The 19,320-nt window shown below is 50.5% G+C and carries 14 protein-coding genes; 6 read left to right on the top strand and 8 right to left on the bottom strand.

The features are described from left to right. Positions 1-261: 261 nt before the first annotated feature. Together Pan161_RS07850 and Pan161_RS07845 are read right to left on the bottom strand one after the other, a co-directional pair. Entirely contained in the window at positions 262-1,623 is a 1,362-nt protein-coding gene (locus Pan161_RS07850) for a hypothetical protein (protein WP_145225652.1), read from the bottom strand. Between the two features lie 232 nt (positions 1,624-1,855). Next, positions 1,856-3,211, bottom strand: coding sequence for a DUF1501 domain-containing protein (locus Pan161_RS07845; protein WP_145225650.1), 1,356 nt, complete (start codon positions 3,209-3,211; stop codon positions 1,856-1,858). A gap of 386 nt (positions 3,212-3,597) precedes the next feature. Here Pan161_RS07845 and Pan161_RS07840 point away from each other — a divergent pair, with 386 nt between their 5' ends. Further along, positions 3,598-4,848: a mandelate racemase/muconate lactonizing enzyme family protein gene (locus tag Pan161_RS07840; protein WP_145225647.1), complete on the top strand. Its 1,251-nt coding sequence runs from the start codon at positions 3,598-3,600 to the stop codon at positions 4,846-4,848. Positions 4,849-5,021: 173 nt separating this feature from the next. Next, entirely contained in the window at positions 5,022-6,068 is a 1,047-nt protein-coding gene (locus Pan161_RS07835; protein ID WP_145225645.1) for a hypothetical protein, read from the top strand. A 63-nt stretch (positions 6,069-6,131) separates the two neighbouring features. Here Pan161_RS07835 and Pan161_RS07830 read toward each other — a convergent pair whose 3' ends face one another. From Pan161_RS07830 to Pan161_RS07815, 4 genes are all read right to left on the bottom strand, one after another. Beyond that, complete coding sequence (locus tag Pan161_RS07830; RefSeq protein ID WP_145225643.1) at positions 6,132-7,067, bottom strand: SMP-30/gluconolactonase/LRE family protein; 936 nt, start codon at positions 7,065-7,067, stop codon at positions 6,132-6,134. Between the two features lie 298 nt (positions 7,068-7,365). Then, complete coding sequence (locus Pan161_RS07825) at positions 7,366-7,737, bottom strand: STAS domain-containing protein (RefSeq protein ID WP_145225641.1); 372 nt, start codon at positions 7,735-7,737, stop codon at positions 7,366-7,368. A 200-nt stretch (positions 7,738-7,937) separates the two neighbouring features. Further along, complete coding sequence (locus Pan161_RS07820; RefSeq protein WP_145225640.1) at positions 7,938-12,068, bottom strand: protein kinase domain-containing protein; 4,131 nt, start codon at positions 12,066-12,068, stop codon at positions 7,938-7,940. A 110-nt stretch (positions 12,069-12,178) separates the two neighbouring features. Further along, entirely contained in the window at positions 12,179-12,745 is a 567-nt protein-coding gene (locus Pan161_RS07815; RefSeq protein ID WP_145225637.1) for an RNA polymerase sigma factor, read from the bottom strand. 657 nt (positions 12,746-13,402) lie between these two features. Between Pan161_RS07815 and Pan161_RS07810 the strand changes: the two genes are divergently transcribed. Continuing rightward, positions 13,403-13,717, top strand: coding sequence for a toxin-antitoxin system YwqK family antitoxin (locus tag Pan161_RS07810; RefSeq protein WP_145225635.1), 315 nt, complete (start codon positions 13,403-13,405; stop codon positions 13,715-13,717). On the opposite strand, the gene Pan161_RS07805 is transcribed toward Pan161_RS07810, so the two are convergent. Beyond that, positions 13,702-13,911, bottom strand: coding sequence for a hypothetical protein (locus Pan161_RS07805; protein ID WP_145225633.1), 210 nt, complete (start codon positions 13,909-13,911; stop codon positions 13,702-13,704). The genes Pan161_RS07810 and Pan161_RS07805 overlap by 16 nt on opposite strands. 302 nt (positions 13,912-14,213) lie before the next feature. On the opposite strand from Pan161_RS07805, the gene Pan161_RS07800 reads away from it, so the two are divergent. The 3 genes from Pan161_RS07800 (at position 14,214) to Pan161_RS07790 (ending at position 18,056) form a co-directional block, all read left to right on the top strand. Next, positions 14,214-16,835: a right-handed parallel beta-helix repeat-containing protein gene (locus Pan161_RS07800; RefSeq protein ID WP_145225631.1), complete on the top strand. Its 2,622-nt coding sequence runs from the start codon at positions 14,214-14,216 to the stop codon at positions 16,833-16,835. 9 nt (positions 16,836-16,844) lie between these two features. Next, complete coding sequence (locus Pan161_RS07795) at positions 16,845-17,258, top strand: hypothetical protein (protein ID WP_232103656.1); 414 nt, start codon at positions 16,845-16,847, stop codon at positions 17,256-17,258. A gap of 99 nt (positions 17,259-17,357) precedes the next feature. Continuing rightward, the gene (locus tag Pan161_RS07790) at positions 17,358-18,056 is read left to right on the top strand and encodes a Sir2 family NAD-dependent protein deacetylase (protein ID WP_232103655.1); all 699 of its coding nucleotides are present in this window, start codon (positions 17,358-17,360) and stop codon (positions 18,054-18,056) included. Between the two features lie 61 nt (positions 18,057-18,117). Here the strand turns inward: Pan161_RS07790 and Pan161_RS07785 are convergent, their stop codons facing one another. Next, positions 18,118-19,278, bottom strand: coding sequence for a baeRF3 domain-containing protein (locus Pan161_RS07785; RefSeq protein ID WP_145225627.1), 1,161 nt, complete (start codon positions 19,276-19,278; stop codon positions 18,118-18,120). Positions 19,279-19,320: the final 42 nt, after the last annotated feature.

Genomic DNA, 19,320 nt, shown 5'->3' with positions numbered 1-19,320 from the left:
TAGCGACTTCAGGTATATTTTTCATGAAAATCATTGTGTGTGAGTTACTACGATTAAATCGAAAGTACTCTCAATCCCTGACTCAATAGCGGAGAATGACCTGGCAGGGCTTGAGAACTAGTGACGTCGAAGTCAGGCAGACTGTGAATGATAAGAAGGAGATTGTTGACCACGCAAGAATAACAGACAGGAAGCAGGCTCAGTCGGACATTTTGTCGGGCTGAGCCTGCGAAAGCCGCTTCACATTCAGGGGGGGAGTTCTTACTGCTTCCCGGCACGGATTTTCTCTGCCTGCTCTCGTTTTTTGATATCTTTGGGGTGTTTGGAGAACGATTCGAAGACATCGCCGATGACACGGTCCGCAAGCAGGCTCAGCTCAGTGAGAATAATCGGTTCTGCCTCCGGTAGCAGTTTAGAGGTGTTTGGTTCGTAGCCGCCGACGCTATAGGAATCGGTCGTGGCGATGTAGCCGACGTGTCCGTTGGCGTAACCTATAATGATGGGGGTGGCGCGGTCGGCAATGTCATTCTCCAGTTTCAATCCGTATTCGACCATCGGCTCACCGGGCATGGTTAACAGGAGATAGGGGCCAATCTTCATCGCCTGCAGTTCTGCTTCAATACGGCCTTCTTTGCCGGGTAATGAGACGACTGTGTTAGCGACGCGAATAGGATAGTATTCGGCACGTTCGGCAAGCGCTTCGCGGGTCATGCTGTGTGCCAGTGTGCGGACGACAGCACTGCCCAGATCCCGTCCGGCCCACTGGATATCGGCTTCATCAGCACAGCGATAGGGATAGCCGGGCAGATTCGGACGAATGTCACCCGCACAACCCTGCAGAAACAGAGAACTGGTTTGATCTCCGTAGCACATTTCCACAAACGACTGGGCTTCGCCGGGAAAATCGGCGCTCATTTTGGGAAAACCGTTGGGATAAGGCAGCGAGCCTTTGTCGCCCCAGGTGAAAAAACAGGGATGACAGACGGCATGCATCAGAACCGCGACAGGTGTCAGCGATTTCCCGTCGTCAAAACGCAGGACTTTCACGCGGGGATCATTGGGTCCTTCTTCATTGAGTCGTACCACGGCCCGACCATTGATGACCTTGCGACGATTAATACTGAATCCGATCTTGTCTTCGCCGTAGCCGACTGTGACGGGAGTCATTTTCGACGCCGCTTGCTTTGCGGCAGAGCCGAGCTTGGCAATCAGTTCTTTTCCCCAGCTGGAATTGGCATCGAAACCGGGTCCGGAGTGATTGTGTGATGCCGCCACCATGATGTTGGCTGCCGGGATGCCCGTTTCTTTTTCGATCTGCGCTCGGGCCGGCTTCACGATTTCCGTATATGCGCCAATCAGGTCCAGGGTGACGATTGCTACTTTGGTCTGACCGTCATCCAGTACGAGCACGCCCGCTCGCAGGGGATCACGCACGCCTGTGACTTTGCGCCGATGGCCGACGACTTCTAACTGATTGACTTCTGCAGGGGTAATGTCAACTTTGGCTACGCCTGCCCGTAGATTTGATTTCGCAGCAGACTGGCCTTCAGCGGCAGGAGTGATAAAAGTCAGACTGGTGGTCAGCAGCAAAGCAATACAAAGCTTTCGGTATATCAGGTGCATGGTTCAGGTTTCATTTCATGATAAAAAGTAGGGGGGAATCAGCCATCTTCTGGCGCAGGGGGAGGATATAATTTTCCCGGTCTCAGGATTTTTCTCTTCGGCAAGCTGAGAATGAAATCGGATCAGGTACAGATCACTCCCGCCTTCAAGTTAGATATTATAAAGCAATTCCCATAGAGAATGCCCGTTCGATTCTTCAATACTGGCCTATAATCCGAAAAACGGAAACCTTTTAAATCAGCTCCCGAATTGGTTGTCCTTCATCGACAAGATACATGGGACGTCCGGACAGATCGGTCACCGTTGCTGAATTCACGTCAATTCCCAGATTGTGATACAGGGTGGCGAAGACCTCATTAAAACCGACCGGTCGACTCTCGACATGTTCAGCGAAACGGTTCGTGGAACCAATCACCTGTCCGGTTTGCATTCCACCCCCGGCCAGCATGGCACAGGAAACTTTCGGCCAATGATCCCGACCGACTTTGGGGCTGATTCGTGGCGTACGGCCAAATTCTCCCCACACGACTATAGAAACATCCTTATCCATTCCCCGGTTCTGCAGATCCTCCATCAAAGCAGTCAGTCCCTGGTCGAGCATCGGAAAATGTTCTTCTTCATGTTCGAAGATGGTACCGTGCGGTTTGCCGTGCCAGTCCCAGCGACCGTAGGCCAGTGTGACGCAACGGACTCCGACTTCAACCAGGCGTCGGGCCATCAGAAAATAATCGTTCAATAAAGGTCCTGCGTCTCCGTAACCGGCCGGTTTTGTTGAGCCACGACCATAACGGTCGCGCAACTTCGGATCTTCTTTTGAAAGGTCCAGCGCCTGAGCCAGTTTGCTCGAAGTCAGAATACCAAATGCCTGTTTTGTGTACGCATCGATGCCCTGCATCTCTTCAATCACTTCTGCCTGCCGACGCATACTATCGAGCGAGGCCAACAGTGATTTGCGATCATCCAGTCGCTCTGCATTCACCGCGTTCAAGATCATATCTTGTTTGCCTTCTGCGCTCGGCTTGAAGGGAGCATGCGCGACCCCCAGAAACCCGGGTTGCCCTGCATCCGCCCAGGGGTAGTGGCGCATCTTCGGCGATAATCCGACAAACGGAGGAACGGCTGGATCGCTTCCTCCCTGGAGTTTCGACACTGTTGCTCCCAGCGACGGCCAGCCTCCCTGTGGTTGACGACTGGTTTTTCTGCCTGTCATACACTGGAACGAAGCGTGTCGCCCCTCCGCTCCGACAATGGAACGAATAAAGGAAAACTTGTCGGCCATGTTGGCTAACTGCGGCATCAATTCGCAAACTTCAAGGCCTGGAACGTTGGTGGCGATGGGCACACGCGGGCCACGAATTTCGGCGGGAGCTTCGGGTTTGAGATCAAACCAGTCCTGGTGTGGAGGACCACCCGAGAGAAAAATCATGATGACGGATTTATGAGAGTCCCGTTTGCCCGAGAGATCCTGCGCCCGCAGAATTTGGGGCAGCGAAAGTCCTCCCATTGCCAGAGAACCGATCTGCAGGAAATTCCGCCGGGAGATGCCATCACAAAAACGGTGTTGTTTGCCACTCTCAATGGTCAGCATAAGGCAAGTTTCCTGGAGGGACGTCGTTCCGAGAAAATATCATTTAAACCATGGTTTATACACGATAAGGGGAATGCTCAGAAATATCAACACTTTTTGATGAGTTGGTTCAGAAGAGTTTAGTCTCATCACATCATGATGTTGAAAAACACGACGTTTTTACGGAGTTGGTCAGATCTAATACTTAATGGACCCGACACCTTTAATCTTCTCTGCAATGAAATTCATACGGTGCTGGCTTACGGCGGTGTGCCTTTGTTAGAATTGCTTTCATTCTTAATCTGTATCTGATCGCTTCCAGATGCATGCCCGCTGGTCACAGTCGACGTCGGTAGATTTCACTGCACGCCAGTTAATGAGTGAGTCAGCCAATAAGGAGTTTTGTGATGTCCGTAACGCATACGAATCGGCGGGAGTTGCTGCAGAAGGGGGCGCTGCTGGCGGCCGGTTGTCTTGCCGGGGGGCCGGCTGTCTTGCGATCTGCTGAACCGGAACCGCAGGCAGACCCGCCGAAACTGAAGATTACCGGCGTCAAAACCTATCTCCTGCAACATAAACTGAAGCGTCCTTTTGGCGTTTCAGTTTCGGTTCCCCTCGATCAATTCCGGAAGACGCTGTTAGTCAAAATTGAGACTGACGCCGGGTTGATCGGTTGGGGGGAAACGGCTCCGGTCGGAGGTGCCCGCGGGACGATCGACGATCAAATCGGACCACGGCTGATCGGTCAGAATCCGCTGGAACAACGAAAATTGTGGCGGATGATGTGGGGACCGAATTTCGGCAATGCGCTGGCGGTGGCCGCGCTGGATATGGCGATCAACGATGTCCGCGGACAGGCATTGAATCTGTCGGTCGCAGAATTGTTTGGCGGCAGACTCCGCGACCGCGTTCCCGCGTATGCCTCGGCGATGAACTACCTGGAAGATGAACAGCCGGAAGAACAGTATCCTCGCGAAGCGGAACAACTGGTAAAGCAGGGGTTCAAGGCTTTGAAGATGCGAATCGGTCGTTATCCGGTGTTTCGCGAGGCGGCGGTCGCTGCTGCAGTTCGTGAAGCAGTCGGGCTTGATATCAAATTAATGGCGGACGGAAACGCCGCTTATACGCTTTCGTCGGCACTGCAGATGGGAGAGGTACTGCACGATCTGAATTTTGAATATTTTGAAGAGCCCCTGCCGCAATCTCCCCACTATGCCGGTTACGAAGAACTGAGACGCAAGCTCCCTCTGCCTCTGGCGGCCGGTGAAGGCGTTGATTCGCGGGGCAGCGCTAAAGAACTGATCGACCGGCAGTGCATGCACATCATCCAGCCGGACGTCAGTCTGTGCGGCGGGATCGGCGAAGCCCTGTTTATCTCTGAACTGGCGGCGCTGTCAGGAATCCGTTGTATCCCGCATTGCTGGGGAGGAGCGATTCTGATCGCGGCGACCGTGCAGACACTGTCACTGATGCCTGATCCCCACTGGGGCTTTCCCACCGATACCCCCATGCTGGAACTGGATCAGTCGGAGAATCCCTGGCGGACTGAGATCGTCAAAGAACCATTCCAGTTAAAGGAGGGGTTTGTGAACGTTCCCACCCGACCCGGACTCGGCATCGAAGTGAACGAAGAAATCGTCAAGCGGTATGCGATTTAAGACTGTGACTGGTAATATTATGAAGAAGTAAAACGATAATATATTAGAACTGATACTTTTAATACTCTTCGGGCTTACCGATTTCTAAACCACTATCGGGATCTGCTCTCTTTCACACAATAAAGGTTTGAGATCTTTTAAATCGCCTTCTCACAAAATAAGGACGCTTGTCAATGCAATCTTCCATTAAGCTCATCCTGGTGTGTCTTCTGTTTCAACATTCATTTGCAGTCATCAGTCAGGCAACTGACACACCGTCCCAGATCGATGTGAGCAAGATTGGAAGCTCCGTCACTCTGATTGGCAGACTTGGGAAGCCGCTCGGCACGAAAATGCAAATCAAGGGGACATGGGTAGCAGACGAACCGGTGGGAGAGCCTCCACTATTTTCGATCACAAACGTCGATGGAGTAAAGCTCACTATGCCCGTTATCTTCTATAAAGATCAGATACAGGCCACAACCAAAGGGACCTCAGTCAGGCGACCAGCTGCCAAGTTTGAGGACCTCAAATCTTTTAATGCATTTTCAGATTATGATCCAAACTATTCGTATTCGTCATTAATCGGTGAGAAATGGACGATGATTGCCTACGAAACGGGATACATTAGTCTAACCCACAGCGACTTCAATCCACAGGAAGAGGTTCACCCCGCAATGCCAGTCTGGTCTCGTCCATTTACTTCAGAACTTGTTGGTGTGGTGATTTCGAATGATGAAAGTGTAAAGCAAGTTGATCAGGCGTCTGAGAAAGCGTGCCAGATTGATGCGAGCAAGATTGGAAGCTCCGTCACTCTGATTGGCAGACTTGGGAAGCCGCTCGCCACGGTAATGCAAATCAAGGGAACATGGGTCGCAGATAAAGTGGAGGGAGAGCCTCCCCTATTTTCGATCACAAACGTCGATGGAGTGAAGCTCGATAAGCCAATTGTTTTGCACAAAGGTCAATTACACGTCACAACAAAAAAATTGCCAATCTCCGCGGGAAAAGAGTATTTTGATGCATATTTAGATTATCAAAGACCTTCGTCGTTAATCGGTGAGGAATGGACGATGAGAGCCTATGAAACGGGATACATTGACTTAACTCCAAACGAATCTAAAGATAAGAAACCAGTCTGGCCAGTGACAAATAAGCCTCCGTGGTCGCGTGCATTTACTTCGAATATTTACGCTAGTTTGATTTCGAAAAAAAGAAAAGTAAAACCTGAAGAAAAGTAAAAGATGCCAGGTCCATTAATTAATTCGACCTGACATCTTTGTTTTAAATCACGGTTTGCTGGCTTAGTCCTTCAGCTTGAGAAACGCCACGGCGTTATTGTTATTCATCGGAATGATCAACTGCTTGTGTTTTGAATCGTATCCCATCGAAGCGGCGCTGGGGATTCCCGAGGCAATGACCTCGGCGGGTTTACCGGGGCTGATCTTGGAAACGCTCCCGAATCGGACACTGCTGACATACTTTGTTCCATCCGGGAGAATCACCAGTCCATCGTTGCCCCCTTCGGCGGCATGTTCGGTGCGGATCAGTTTTCCACTGGCAGGATCGAAGGTCATCACATCGTTGTTACCGACGTTCACGACCACGACGTTCCCGTCCGCATCAATGGCGACGCCGTTGGGGATGTTGAGCGGATCACCGTCTACAAAGAGCGAAACTTTGCCGTCGGCCGTGATTTGATAGACGCGGAACTCGGGACGCGAATTGGAAACAAAGATGGTTCCTTCCTTATTGACGGCGATGCCGTTCAGAAATGTGGAACCTTCTACCGGGTAGGCTTTGCCCGGCTTGCCGGTTGCGAGATCAAACGTGCGGACCACGTTGATGTCAGCGGTATACAGGGTCCCGTTATGAATCGCGCTGCCGAGCGGATGGTTGAGCGTTAGTCCGTCGCGCGTCGCGCCAATCCATTTCGTAGTGTGAACAGATCCGTCCGGGTTCAACAGTGAGACGTAGCCATCATTTTCCTCCTGGGTTTGCGGTACTCCGGCATTCATGACGACAATCAGATCGCGGGTCGCATCGTAAACACAGCTTTCAGCAAAACGGAAACTGCCATAGACTTTTACGTTGTCCGAGAGGGGAACGAACTTGCCGGCTTCGTTGACGGCTCCCAGTGGTTTTCCCGCCTGAAACGGTTTCGTCGAAGATTTCTGTGCGAGAGCGATGTTGCTCATCAGGGACATCGCGGCGAGGGTCAATACAAAGAACGCTTTCATCAGTAGTCACTCCTGTTGTTAATGGCCTGGGGATCACAAAGATCCTGTTGATCACCAAGGTACCCGATTTTCATTTTACAGGGAAGGTTCAGGCCGCTTCACTGCATGTGGTTGTTGGCGTGCCTGATCGCTGCATCCGGGGGCAGGTCGGAAAGTTCGGTCTGCAGTCTGAAAAGAACCCAGTTTAGAACTGTTTCTTTTGTGGTGAGGACAGTTGAATTCCGGCAAGATGAACCGAGTAGAAAAAATTATCAGCGACGGAAAGTACTGTTCTTTTGCCGTTTATCGGTACGTTGATTTATGACAGAGAGGAGACGCCTTGGATTGCAGCCTCGCGTGACTCGAACAGAGGCCAATAGGATCCTACTTTAATGCATCGGAGCAGGTCCTGCATATTTTCGCAGGCATTGCAGAAGACGGCCTGTCCTCCGGTCTGCCTTGCATGTTGCAGAAGACGAATGAGCGAACTGATAATGATGGAATCCAAATGATTGACTTTGAAAAGATCGACAATGACATTCTTTAATTCCGGCGAACTGAGGAGTTTTAATACCTTGTTCGATTCGATCTGAACGTTGCTGTATAAAAAATGAAGTGTGGATCCCTGAGGAATGACAATCAGGTTGGGACCACACAGTTCCACTTTAAAAATTTCAAATTGATCTACCATGAATGTATCCAGACTGGAAAACGTCTCAAGAAGAATCGAGAATAAAGTGTCACAAATCTGCATTTTACTTTATATATTCAAAATATTGAATGTGATTCTACCAGATCGTCATGCTGTTTAAAAAAGTTTAATTTCAGGAAAAAACGCTTCAGGAATGATGGCCTGAAAAAACATAACCACTCTGATTGGCGGGCAAACGCTCATTGGAGGAGCCCGTTAGCGCCATGCAGAATTCCATGAAAACTATTGCCGGATGAGTCTTGTACTGTTTCATCCGTATTTCCATCAAAGCGGTAGAGGAGAAGTGTCTCTTGATCGACTGCAAATCTATTCTGAGGTGTAAACGAATTTCTATAGCGTTCCACACCGGATATTCTAAAAGCATGGATTTTACCTTCAAAGCAATGGGACTGAACGTTTTCTGTGGGGGAAGTGCCGCCAATCAGTAATTTATTATTAAGGCTTGTACTGATGATTTCTGCCAGGCGTTCCTTCTGCACGCCACGCATCCGAAGCGTGCGGCAGGGCAGTCCATTTACAAACATTCTCCACGATGGACCATTCCAGTGACACGCGATATGCACAGGATGATTCAGGGCGATATCCTTGCTGGAAACTGCGGAGACAGGGATTTCCTGGGAGTGTGGGTCCAGCAGAGACCAGGTCCAGTATTCGCCGTTATTGACATGATATTTCAGGCTGAGATTGCCGAGCTGAAAGATCAGCTGATGAGCGAGTTTCTTTTTTGTTTCAGGTGAGACCCAGGCTTCAATCGTGAAATTATCTGTAGATTGATCAGGAAATTTCGCTTCGATCCAGTCGTCGCCATCAAATTGAACTCCCCGACTGGTAAGTTGTTTGTCGGGTTGCAAATTGACGGACCATTCGGCTCCCGAAATTCTTGCATGATTAAACATACCGCTGAGGTCATGCAGGACTTTTCCTTTCCCTTCTTCAAATCGATATAAAACGACTGTCGAATAACGTTTTGTGAGCAGGGGGGGAGGCTGGAATTCGTTGTGATAAACCTCCTGTTCACTGATCCGAAATTGGGAAACATTTCCCTGAAATCCACGGTGCTGCGAATTCTCATAAGTCGAACCGGAACCGATCCGAAAGGTCGATCTTAAAAATCGCGCTACGCGCTGTGCCGGGTTCTTTGTTACCTTTTCAGGAATACTGCCGTCAACAAATGTGTTCAGCGTTGTTCCATCGAACACACCTGCGATGTGGTGTTTGCCTGATGATATTTCAGCTGAGAAGGAGTGCCAGACCCATTCGCCTTCGTGAAAATACATATGGATGCGGTGATTTCGAAGTACGCAGAAAAACGCGCGCATGTGGGAATGGAGATCAAAGATGACCGATGAGGCAAACTGGTCTTTGATTGTTGCTTCGGGAATATTAACCCAGCATTCGATTGTCAGTGGGGCAGCCGGATTTCGATATTCATAGGTCGCTTCCGCATAATCATCCGTCCCATTGAAGTGTAATGAAAACTGGTCCCGCTTTTCCACGTCAGCGGTCAGGGATCTGATTTTGGCGCAAACACGGAAACCAGTCAGTGCATCACGTAAAATCGGTTTAAGGCCTTCACGAGCAGCAGAGCGGCAATGTTCTGCTTCCCCACCGGCGGAACCACCTCGAATGATGCGATGGACACCAGTGTTGGGTTCCGAGGGATTATTCACCGAGTTGGAGAAACTGTCCTTGTCTGAGAAATAGTCCTGACACCATTCTGAGACGTTTCCATGCATATCTAACAGACCAAATGCATTGGGTTGAAGCTGGCCACAGGGATGAGTTGTCGTCGATTGAAACCAGGCATACTTCGATAGCTCTGATTCAGCGGATGTGTACCAGTTTGAAGTCGTTCCCGCGCGGCAGGCGTATTCCCATTGTGCTTCTGCTGGCAAGCTGAACACAAATCGAGACTGGTTACGGGTTAACCATCCACAATAATTATTTGCGTCATACCAGCTCAGATTGGCAACGGGATGGTCTTCACTCAGTGCGCCATCCAGGTCACTGGCCCAGGTGATCTGGGAATTATTTTGGGTTGACTTAAAGTCAGAGCCGCCTGATCTGTCAATTTCCGCGTCCGTCGTGTAACGGGTCTGACTGACAAAATTGCGAAACTGTTTTCGTGAAATTTCAGTCTTGCTGAGATAGTAGGGGCTTGTAATTCGTGCCAGCTGCTGAGGCAGATCAGCAGTTAACTTTCGGGGATTGGGACCATCGGGAATGGATGGAGGATCCGGCTTCTGGAGTGTCTCTTCGAGGGTACCCAGCATAAATTCACCCGGTGGAATCAATACCAGATCGATATTAACATTTTCTCCTACAGGAACTGCTATCTGTGCGGGAAGTTTCAGATGCTCTGCCCAGGCCCGTTGGAGTTCCTGGATGCGAGCGGGGCTATCGTTTACCAGGACAGGATCTGGTCGTTCGGCGTGCCATTGATACTGCTCCTTTTTCTCAGGAATATCCAGGGGGTCGTATTTTTCCCAGGTCGCTCCGACAATCTTTCCATCATGCTCGTTTCCACTTTTATCTTTCGCAATCTCGCCAGTATCTGTGTTGAAGTGATACAGGAGAATGGTGGAATCCGTGGATGAAAGCAGTTTTTCCGGTGCAAAGTCAGCCTGATAGATGGCCCCTTTCGAGAAGCGACATTGGTGGAGTAAACCTGCAAAACAGCGACTCTTTTCTGCAATCGTACGTCCAATCAGAGCCGGGTCCGGATTGGCACCGAGATGAATGGGAATGGGGGATTGTCGATGTCTTTGTCTCACAGGGAAGCTCAGCCCCTGTTTCTTTCCGTTGACATACACACAAATGCTGATGCCGTCATACACGCCGGCGAGATGGATCAGGCTGCCGCAGCTAATTGGTTTGGCTCTGTTATGTGCCGCATAAGTGGTTCCCTGATGAAATAGAAATTGAGGCCTGGTTCCCTCATAAAGTTTTAATGCGATCCCCGCAGTCTCGGCGTTCGAGACGATTTCCATCGATCGTGGCTCTTTTACACAATCTGGGGTGAGCCAGACTTCAAAAGTGACAGGGTCACCATCATCGTATACAAAAGGAGTTTCCACAAAATCATCGACGCCATCAAACCTGAGTGCGAACGGATCCTGCGGGACAGGATTCGATTCCGGAAGAGGTGGTCCAACTGTAGATGCAGTGGGTCTGACATCCTGGGAGATGTTGTTCTCACCGGGAAGCAATACCAGATACAGGAGAAAACATAAGGCGATTAGTGTTGCTGATGAAAATAACGCAGTCCGTTTCCATTTTGCGGGAGCATGATCTGACTGTTTTTTCAGGATGTCTTCAACAGAATTGACAGTCCCCACCCGGCTCTTTAATGCAGCTACGACATTCTCCGCAGTTGGTCTCAACTGAGGGTTCTGATGCAGCATGGATATCAACAGTTTTCGATCTGCCCGACTGATCATCTGGAACTGGCTGGACGGATGAATAATTTCCAGTGTTTTCGGATTCCGATTGAGAGGGAGCCCTGTGATCAGGAAAAACCAGATGCATCCGAGGGAATAGATGTCCGAACTTGATGTGGCGTTGCGTGCTGAATTCCATTGTTCCGGGGCAACATAATTGACCTGCCCGAAGCCTTGTCGCATCGAGGTTAATTCCGAGCCGTCCGATCGGCCTTCTTCAAAGGCCAGTCCGAAGTCGGCAATCTGAACGAATCCCCGGGTATTGAGCAGGAGGTTTCCCGGGTGGATATCTCGATGAACGATCCCCAGTTTGTGTACTGCAGTGAGCCCGGAAGCGACCTGATACACGATACTGGCCGAGGCGCGCGCGGGCATGGAAAAGCGCAACTCATCCATTCTCTCTTTCAGATTTTTGCCGTCCACGTACTCTTGTACAAAATAGGTGAATCCGTTTTCTTCACCCGCAAAGAGCGCTTTCACGACAAAAGGGGATTCCACCCTCGCCAGTATTTGCACTTCCCGTTCAAATCGCTCAGCCAGATCTTTCCATTCTTTTTGCCGTTCCGTGTTGATGAGTTTCACAGCAACCGGTCGGATCAGCCTTGCGTCGTAACCTTTAAAAACGCGACCCATCCCCCCTGAGCCGATCTCGTATTCGAGCGAGATCTGGCCAATCGAGAGTGGGGGCACTCTGAGTCGGTTGATCAGTTCATCGGGTTCATCGTCCAGTCTTTCGAGTTTATCTCGACAAACCTCGCAGATATTGAAATGGCTGGAGAGAGTTTCAATTTGAGTAAAATCGAGTTTGCCCAGGCTGTAATCTGAGATCTCCATGAGATTCGGGCAAATAGAAGAGTTTGACTCAACCACAAAAGTGTGTCCTCAGTACATGCTAAGATTGATTTCTCCAACGTATCCTTATAATTAATGTGTTGGTTCCAGGGCAAAGTGTGACAGCTAAATGCCCTGAACGATAAACTTTATAGATCTTCCCCCAGTAAATCTCGGATTTTTCGGAGTTCACGTGACTGTATTTGCCGAATATTGACAGCCGTCATCTCTAATTGATCCGCGATTTCCCTGGTGGACATTCCAGACAGGAATAACAATCTCAAAACCTGTTTTTCCGTATCTGTCAATCCAGCAAATTCAATGACACCTTCGGCGATATCTCTCTTTTCCTCGACCGTCTCGATATTGTCGTCAATCAGATTCTGAATGTGGTTCAGGTTATCTGTACCCCCGGTGGCTGCCATCACCTGTTTTTTGCGAAATCGGTTGGCGGAAACATTACGCAGACATGTTTTCAGGAGCCGGGTATAGCTGTGACGCCCATGTTTCAGTCGCAGATCTTCTTTGGCCATGATCTCAACCACAGCGGCTAATGCTTCCTGAACAACGTCTTCCGCGTCCTCCCTGTTCTCCATAATCCGGCTTGTCATCCGTTGTAAAAGCCAGGCCGAGAGCTCCATCAGCCTGTTAGAGGCTGCGGAATCTCCATGGGAGGCGCGATGGATCAGTGTGGTCGAAATTGACTCAATTTTCATGGTCCGTTTTCTGCGTTCTAACTGGAGTTAAATTTCAAAAAAAGGTTGAGGAAACAATTTTTCTGTCACAACTGTGGTACGGAACAACACCTATTAAATGTGGAGGCTCGTTAAATGAATTCGAATAGAAATGTGATTAATCAGGCGGGGCTGTTTCCATGTATATACGGAGGGCGGTTTAAGTGTTCTTTAATATACTTTTTTACTCATACGGGAGGCTGAGTGCAAGAACAGAGTTTAGATTTTCAAGGCAACGCTCGCAGAAGGGCGCGGACAGCTATTGTTTCGCTCCGAAGTCGTTCCAGGAAAAAACTTTGAGGAGCTGTTGAATCGATTATTACTGAGCTGATTGATGTTACGAAATAGCCCACCTGGCAGTAAGTTTTGTTGAGATGTGATGGATTGATGTTTGACGACCTGATTATGACAGAATCAGTGAGGGTGATCTGTTGTAACAGGTATTGTGTGCCTGCCCTCTGGAACGCTGTTCTCCTCACAGGGTTTCAGAGGGTTATTTTGACGGGAAGTGCCAGGCAGTGGATCGGAAAGTTCCAACAGAAAACAGACAGTCAATCAACAGAGACAGAAAATTTAATATTGAAGTATGACGCGCTGCGTTGAAATGATTCAGGCGGTATCAGTTCAGGGGGGAATCACATGCGAACGAATGCGTTGTTTTGGTTGTTGCTGATCGTCATTTCTGTCGCGGCCATTCCCTCGATGAAAGTTTATCCCGTGGTAAAGCATGTGAATCAGGTTTCAGGTCATGTCTCGACAGGCGCGCATGATGAAGATGGCAGACAACACGGTCGTTATACATTGCATGACGAAGCAGGGAATTTGCTGGTAGTAGCAGAATATGATCACGGTGAGTGCACATATCTAATCAGGTATGACTCCGATGGTAAGTTGCTGCATGAATTGCGTGAGGATGAGAACTATAGACTGGTTCAGACTTATTCCCGACAATAGACGGTTTTCCGATTTTGCCCTGATATCTTCTGTTCTTCCGACGTCGTGCTCTCAATGGCTGAACCGGATCCATGTTCCTCGCTTTTCTTGACCAGTTTTGCCAACCAGATGTCATTCGCACCGTAGCCACCAGGCCGCTTTGATACAAAGACGATGGTTTTACCGTTGCCTTGAAGCCGTGGGTTTGCTGTCACGTGTGGATCAGCGGGAAAGAGGGGGACCGGTTTCGACGTGGGGTGTTTCCAGTTGGGGCTTTGTCTCGACAGAGAAGTTACGCAGCAGCACTCATGATCGCTCAAGGATCGATTGAGGAACATCGCTGCTTAGACTGATTCAAGCTGTATCTGGAATAAAAAGTTATGAGGTATCTATTATTTTTGTCAGTTGTATTCTTGAATGTCAGGTTGGAAGTATCTTATGACAGAAGAAGGTTGAAACTCAAAATGAAAACTTAACAACAGATGCTGACCTCGGGGATGCATCAGATGGAATAAATATGAAAAGGTTTCACGCATCCCTGTTTACTGTCCTGATTACTGTATTTACCCTTGGGAGTGCGAGAGTCGACGCTGAAATCGTGCTCGAAGTGTCTCCCGAAGGACCGTTCCCCTCGCTCGCTGCTGCCCGTGATGAAATTCGGAAGCGTCAGACCAACGAACCGATACGAGTGGTCGTGAAGGGGGGAGTCTACCCGATCTCAGATCCTCTGAATTTCACCCCTGAAGATTCCGGCACCGCAGCAGCGCCGATCACTTACGAAGCGGCTCCCGGAAGTCGCCCCGTGATATCCGGCGGCAAACCAATCACCGGTTTCAAAGTGGAAGCGGATGGCACGTGGAGCGCGAATGTCGATTCGAACTGGAACTTCGAGCAACTCTGGGTCAACGGGAAGCGGGCGGTACGGGCCCGGGAACCTGATGAATTCTTCTTCTACCTGCGTAACGGCCGGGAGACGATGGGAAAAACCGACGGTTCGAAACCGAAGACCATTGCCCGACAGACGCTGTACGCTGATCCTGCGGACCTGGTTTCTTTAGAGAAGGTTCCGGAATCCGAGCGGGCGGGAGTTCAGGCGCTCTTCTTCCACAAGTGGGACAACACTCGAAAATTCCTCGACGGGTTCGACGTCAAGACGGGCAAACTCTTGACGTCCGGCAGGCAGATGAAACACTGGAATCCGCTGACCCGGAATACGGCATTTTTCCTGGAGAATTACCGGGCCGCCCTCGATTCGCCAGGGGAATGGTATCTTGCGCCGGGGGGGAAACTCCACTATGTTCCCCGACCGGGTGAGACGCTCGAGAATGCTGAAGTGTTTGCGCCCGTCGCTGAACAGTTACTGATTCTTAAAGGAGATGCTGCCGCTGGAAATTTTGTGGAACATCTCACCTTTCGCGGACTTAGCTTTCAACACACAGACTGGCGCACACCTCCACAAGGGTTCGAACCTTCCCAGGCTGCTTCGCCCATCGAAGCGGCAGTGATGATCGACGGCGGACGTTCTCTATTGTTCGAGGATTGTGAAATTGGTCACGTTGCTACCTATGGAATCTGGTTTCGCAAAGGATGTCGGGACAGCATTGTCACGCATTGCGACCTGCACGATCTGGGGGCTGGCGGCGTTCGGATAGGAGAAACCCGAATTGCCTCCAAAGCAGCCGAACGGACCGAAAAGATCAAGGTTGATAATAACCTGATTCGGCACGGAGGCCGTCTGTTTCCCTGTGCGGTCGGTGTCTGGATTGGTCAGTCCGGCGACAACGCTGTGACCCATAATGAGATTGCCGACTTCTATTATACCGGCATCTCAGTTGGTTGGCGCTGGGGTTACAGTGACAGCCTCGCCGTTCGGAACGAGATCGAATTTAATCACATCCATCACCTGGGCTGGGGCTGGCTGAGTGACATGGGCGGCGTCTACACCCTCGGACCTTCACCCGGTACGACTGTCAGTAACAATGTGATCCACGATGTTCTTTCCTGGAGCTACGGCGGCTGGGGGCTCTACAATGACGAAGGCAGCACCGATATTCTGATGGAAAACAACCTGGTCTATCGCACCCGCTCGGGCGGATATCACCAGCACTACGGACGGAATAATCTGATCCGAAACAATATCTTCGCCTACTCGCGCGAGTACCAGGTGAAACGCAGTCGGGTGGAAGAGCATCTCTCGTTCACGTTCGCACATAACATTGTCGCTTTCAATTCCGGCGAGCTGTTTCACGGGAACTGGAAAGACAAGAATGTGAAGGTGGATCACAATCTGTATTGGCGTACTGACGACAAGCCGATTGATTTCCAGGGAAAAACGTTTGCGGAATGGCAGGCTACGGGAAAAGACCAGGGATCGCTCATTGCCAATCCTCATTTTATCGATCCGGCGAATGATAATTTCCAGCTGGCGAAAAATTCCCCCGCGTTCAAAATCGGATTCAAACCGTTCGACTATGAAAAGGCGGGGCTCTACGGAGCTCCGGACTGGATCGCTAAAGCGCGCGATCTGGTTTTACCGGAAATGAAAGATCCGCCGCCAACGCCTCTGCTGTCGTTCGTGGAAGACTTCGAAGCAGGCGCGCTGCCGCCGAGCACTTCGGTCAGTAAAGATGAGAAGCTGGGTGGTGTCGAAGTCAGACAAGTCAAGGGGGCTCCGTCCGGTTCGCAGGCGTTACTGCTGCTTGATACGCCGGGACAGAAGCATCGCTATTACCCGATGTTTGTGGTCTCGCCGCATCACAGTGAAGGCGTCAGTCGCTGTGCGTTTGCAGTCAAGCTGAGTTCCGCTGCCATCTTTCAACATGAGTGGCGCGATCAGTCCAACCCGTATCGGATCGGTCCCTCACTCTGGATTGAAAAAGGCAAACTCCGCGCAGCGAACCGGAAAGAATTGATCGATTTCCCCATCGATCAGTGGGTAAAGCTGGAGATCACGGCACCGCTCGGCGCGCAGGCAGGTAAATGGAATCTGGCTGTGACACTGCCGGGACAGCAGCCACAACATTTCAAAGATCTGCCCTGCGTACACTCCGAATGGAACACGCTCGACTGGCTGGGTTTCATCAGCCAGGGTGACACGAATGCCGAGATCTGGATTGACGATCTTGAATTGACGCAGTGAGCATAATCCATGGATCATATTTCATTTCTGTTACGTGTGCTCTGGGCGTCGCCGAATACACTGATGGGTCTGCTGATCGGTAGCGTGGGAATGTGCTTCGGCGGACGAGCGCGGATTCGTGGGCCGGCGATTGAGTTTTATGACGGGGGCACGAAGTGGTTCATCCAACGATTGCCTCATGGTCAGTTTACACTCGCTTTGACATTAGGGCATACTATACTTGGCCAGACTGATGCCTCCCTGGACATTTCCCACGAACATGAAATGGTTCATGTCAGGCAGTATGAGCGCTGGGGGCCTTTGTTTTTGCCCGCCTATTATCTGTCGTCTATCTATATGTGGCTGGTCGGTCGCCGGTTCTATCGCGATAATCCATTTGAACGAGAAGCCTATGACGCCGATGGGGGAGAGCAGGATGCGTAACCGGGGGGCTGAACTTTCACTCCGTGGTTTGTGTCTGGAGTGAAAACAGAGAAAATCTTATGCCGGTGAATCCCCATGAAAGTGAAATTGAGACCACAGATGTCTGACCCCATTGATCACAATAAAGTCGTCGTGCTGACGGGGGCCGGCATCAGTGCCGAGAGCGGGTTACCGACGTTTCGCGATATGGGCGGGCTGTGGGAGCAGTATGAGATTACCGAAGTGGCTTCGCCCCAGGCGTGGGAAGCGAATCCGCAGCTGGTGCTGGATTTCTATAACGAACGGAGAACGAAAGCGGTCGCGGCTTTACCCAATGCGGCGCATCAGGCGCTGGCGGAACTGGAGAGTCGTTACGAGGTGGTCGTGATTACACAGAACGTGGACGACCTGCATGAACGGGGAGGTTCCACGAATGTGATTCACGTGCATGGGGAACTGGTGAAAGCCCGCAGTACTGCCGATGCGTCTCTCCTCTATGAAATGGGCGGAAAAGAAATCCAGCTGGGTGATCTCTGCGAACAGGGAGCCCAGTTACGGCCGCACATCGTCTGGTTTGGAGAAGCCATTCACAACTTTGACGTCGCGGCTCGACATGTGAGTAGTGCCGGGAAAGTGCTCGTGGTCGGCACCTCGCTTTCGGTCTACCCGGCTGCCGGCCTGCTGACAAAAGCACAAGCCAGCGCGGAAAAACTGATCGTAAGCCCGGACCTGGAATCGGAGCCTGTCGCATTCCACTGGATCAAAGGGACCGCGGTGGAACACGTGCCTCAAATTGTGAATCGCTGGCTGGAAGAATGAAAAAAGGTATCAGCGGCAGTACCATTCGTCGTTGACACCTTTCATTCTCCCCAGACCCTGCTTACCAGCGAAAACTGGCGAGTACAGAGTGTTGGTCGGGCATGTCATCCGGCTGAATGACGTAAGGAGTCCCACCATGTCGGTATGTGTTCCGGATTGCCCAGTTCAGGAGCGCAATGTCGTCAGATTCCTGTTGGGCGTGTGTTTGCAGTAATTCTCCATCCTGAGGCAGATGACCATAGAGTTCTGATCCAATGGGAGTAAACAGAGTCTCGACGCGTCCCTGTGCTGCTGCCTGCAGGATTTCTTCAAGTTGATGCGAAATACGAGACGTTCCCATATGCTTCTGAAATTTCTCTTGCGCTTTGTGCAGGGATGTCTGAAAGCAGGATTCCGCTACTGGTAATGCAAGATCTACCAGTTCTCTCGCAGAGAGCTGGTCCGGGGAAGTGGTGACTCCGTCTGGCAGAAGTTGACTCCCGTGGAAGTGTTTGCGAAACAGGCTCTGCTGTTTTTCCGCACAGACAAGTACCAGAGGAGGCCCATTGTCTTCCAGGTACTGATCGAGTTGTCGGGCGAGAAACTGATAGTAATCCGTCAGGACTTTTTCATGTTGTTCTTTCGTCACACCATGTCCATGTTGAACACCGGCGATTTCTCCACCCTGGCTTCCGGAAGAAGTCGTATGGTACTGTAATGATTCTTCAAGTTCGATTCCCCCCGCAAAATCATCCAGATGAGCGGGGATATTTTCAGGAAGTTCTACCTCTGTGAAATCACCGTTTTGATGACGGATCATCCTGACCGAATTCGGGCAGATTGCCAGCAGATCAAATCGATCATCTTCATATGCTTTATAGAATAACGGACTGAGATAGAACGTTTCTGCAACAGACAGCATGGGGGGACATTGGTAGGGCAAGTCGTACTGCTGGAACATTTCCGGAGCTATCAGCAGGCAGAGTCCCTGAGCCGCTCCCTGTTTCCAGAAGGAAGGATCATTCTGCAGCATTCGCGCCGATTTCAGAAACTGGGTAGCTTCCGCAGTGCCCAGCCCCATTTGCTGGAGTGAGGTTTCCGCTTCATCTAATCTGTTTCGCAGTTCAATGGAATCTTTTCCCAGTTCAGAGACAGCCTGATGCCGGGGTAAATATATGGAAACGCAGGGCCCTTTTTCCCATTCCGTCAGTGATTTGAGCTCATCATGTGTTAAGGTCTTCATCGAACGCTCCTTGTTGATTTAATTCAAATGTAACTGATTCAC

The sequence above is a fragment of the Gimesia algae genome (genome assembly GCF_007746795.1).
GTDB lineage: Bacteria > Planctomycetota > Planctomycetia > Planctomycetales > Planctomycetaceae > Gimesia > Gimesia algae.
Note: the sequence above shows the minus strand (reverse complement) of the source record. Positions and strands in the feature narration are given on the sequence as shown.

Excerpts from the sequence above, each read along its gene's own strand:
- Pan161_RS07810 (WP_145225635.1), top strand. The coding sequence starts at position 13,403 with ATGCGAACGAATGCGTTGTTTTGGTTGTTGCTGATCGTCATTTCTGTC.
- Pan161_RS07815 (WP_145225637.1), bottom strand. The coding sequence starts at position 12,745 with ATGAAAATTGAGTCAATTTCGACCACACTGATCCATCGCGCCTCCCAT.
- Pan161_RS07830 (WP_145225643.1), bottom strand. The coding sequence starts at position 7,067 with ATGAAAGCGTTCTTTGTATTGACCCTCGCCGCGATGTCCCTGATGAGC.
- Pan161_RS07825 (WP_145225641.1), bottom strand. The coding sequence starts at position 7,737 with ATGGTAGATCAATTTGAAATTTTTAAAGTGGAACTGTGTGGTCCCAAC.
- Pan161_RS07790 (WP_232103655.1), top strand. The coding sequence starts at position 17,358 with ATGTCTGACCCCATTGATCACAATAAAGTCGTCGTGCTGACGGGGGCC.
- Pan161_RS07850 (WP_145225652.1), bottom strand. The coding sequence starts at position 1,623 with ATGCACCTGATATACCGAAAGCTTTGTATTGCTTTGCTGCTGACCACC.
- Pan161_RS07835 (WP_145225645.1), top strand. The coding sequence starts at position 5,022 with ATGCAATCTTCCATTAAGCTCATCCTGGTGTGTCTTCTGTTTCAACAT.
- Pan161_RS07785 (WP_145225627.1), bottom strand. The coding sequence starts at position 19,278 with ATGAAGACCTTAACACATGATGAGCTCAAATCACTGACGGAATGGGAA.
- Pan161_RS07840 (WP_145225647.1), top strand. The coding sequence starts at position 3,598 with ATGTCCGTAACGCATACGAATCGGCGGGAGTTGCTGCAGAAGGGGGCG.
- Pan161_RS07800 (WP_145225631.1), top strand. The coding sequence starts at position 14,214 with ATGAAAAGGTTTCACGCATCCCTGTTTACTGTCCTGATTACTGTATTT.
- Pan161_RS07795 (WP_232103656.1), top strand. The coding sequence starts at position 16,845 with ATGGATCATATTTCATTTCTGTTACGTGTGCTCTGGGCGTCGCCGAAT.
- Pan161_RS07845 (WP_145225650.1), bottom strand. The coding sequence starts at position 3,211 with ATGCTGACCATTGAGAGTGGCAAACAACACCGTTTTTGTGATGGCATC.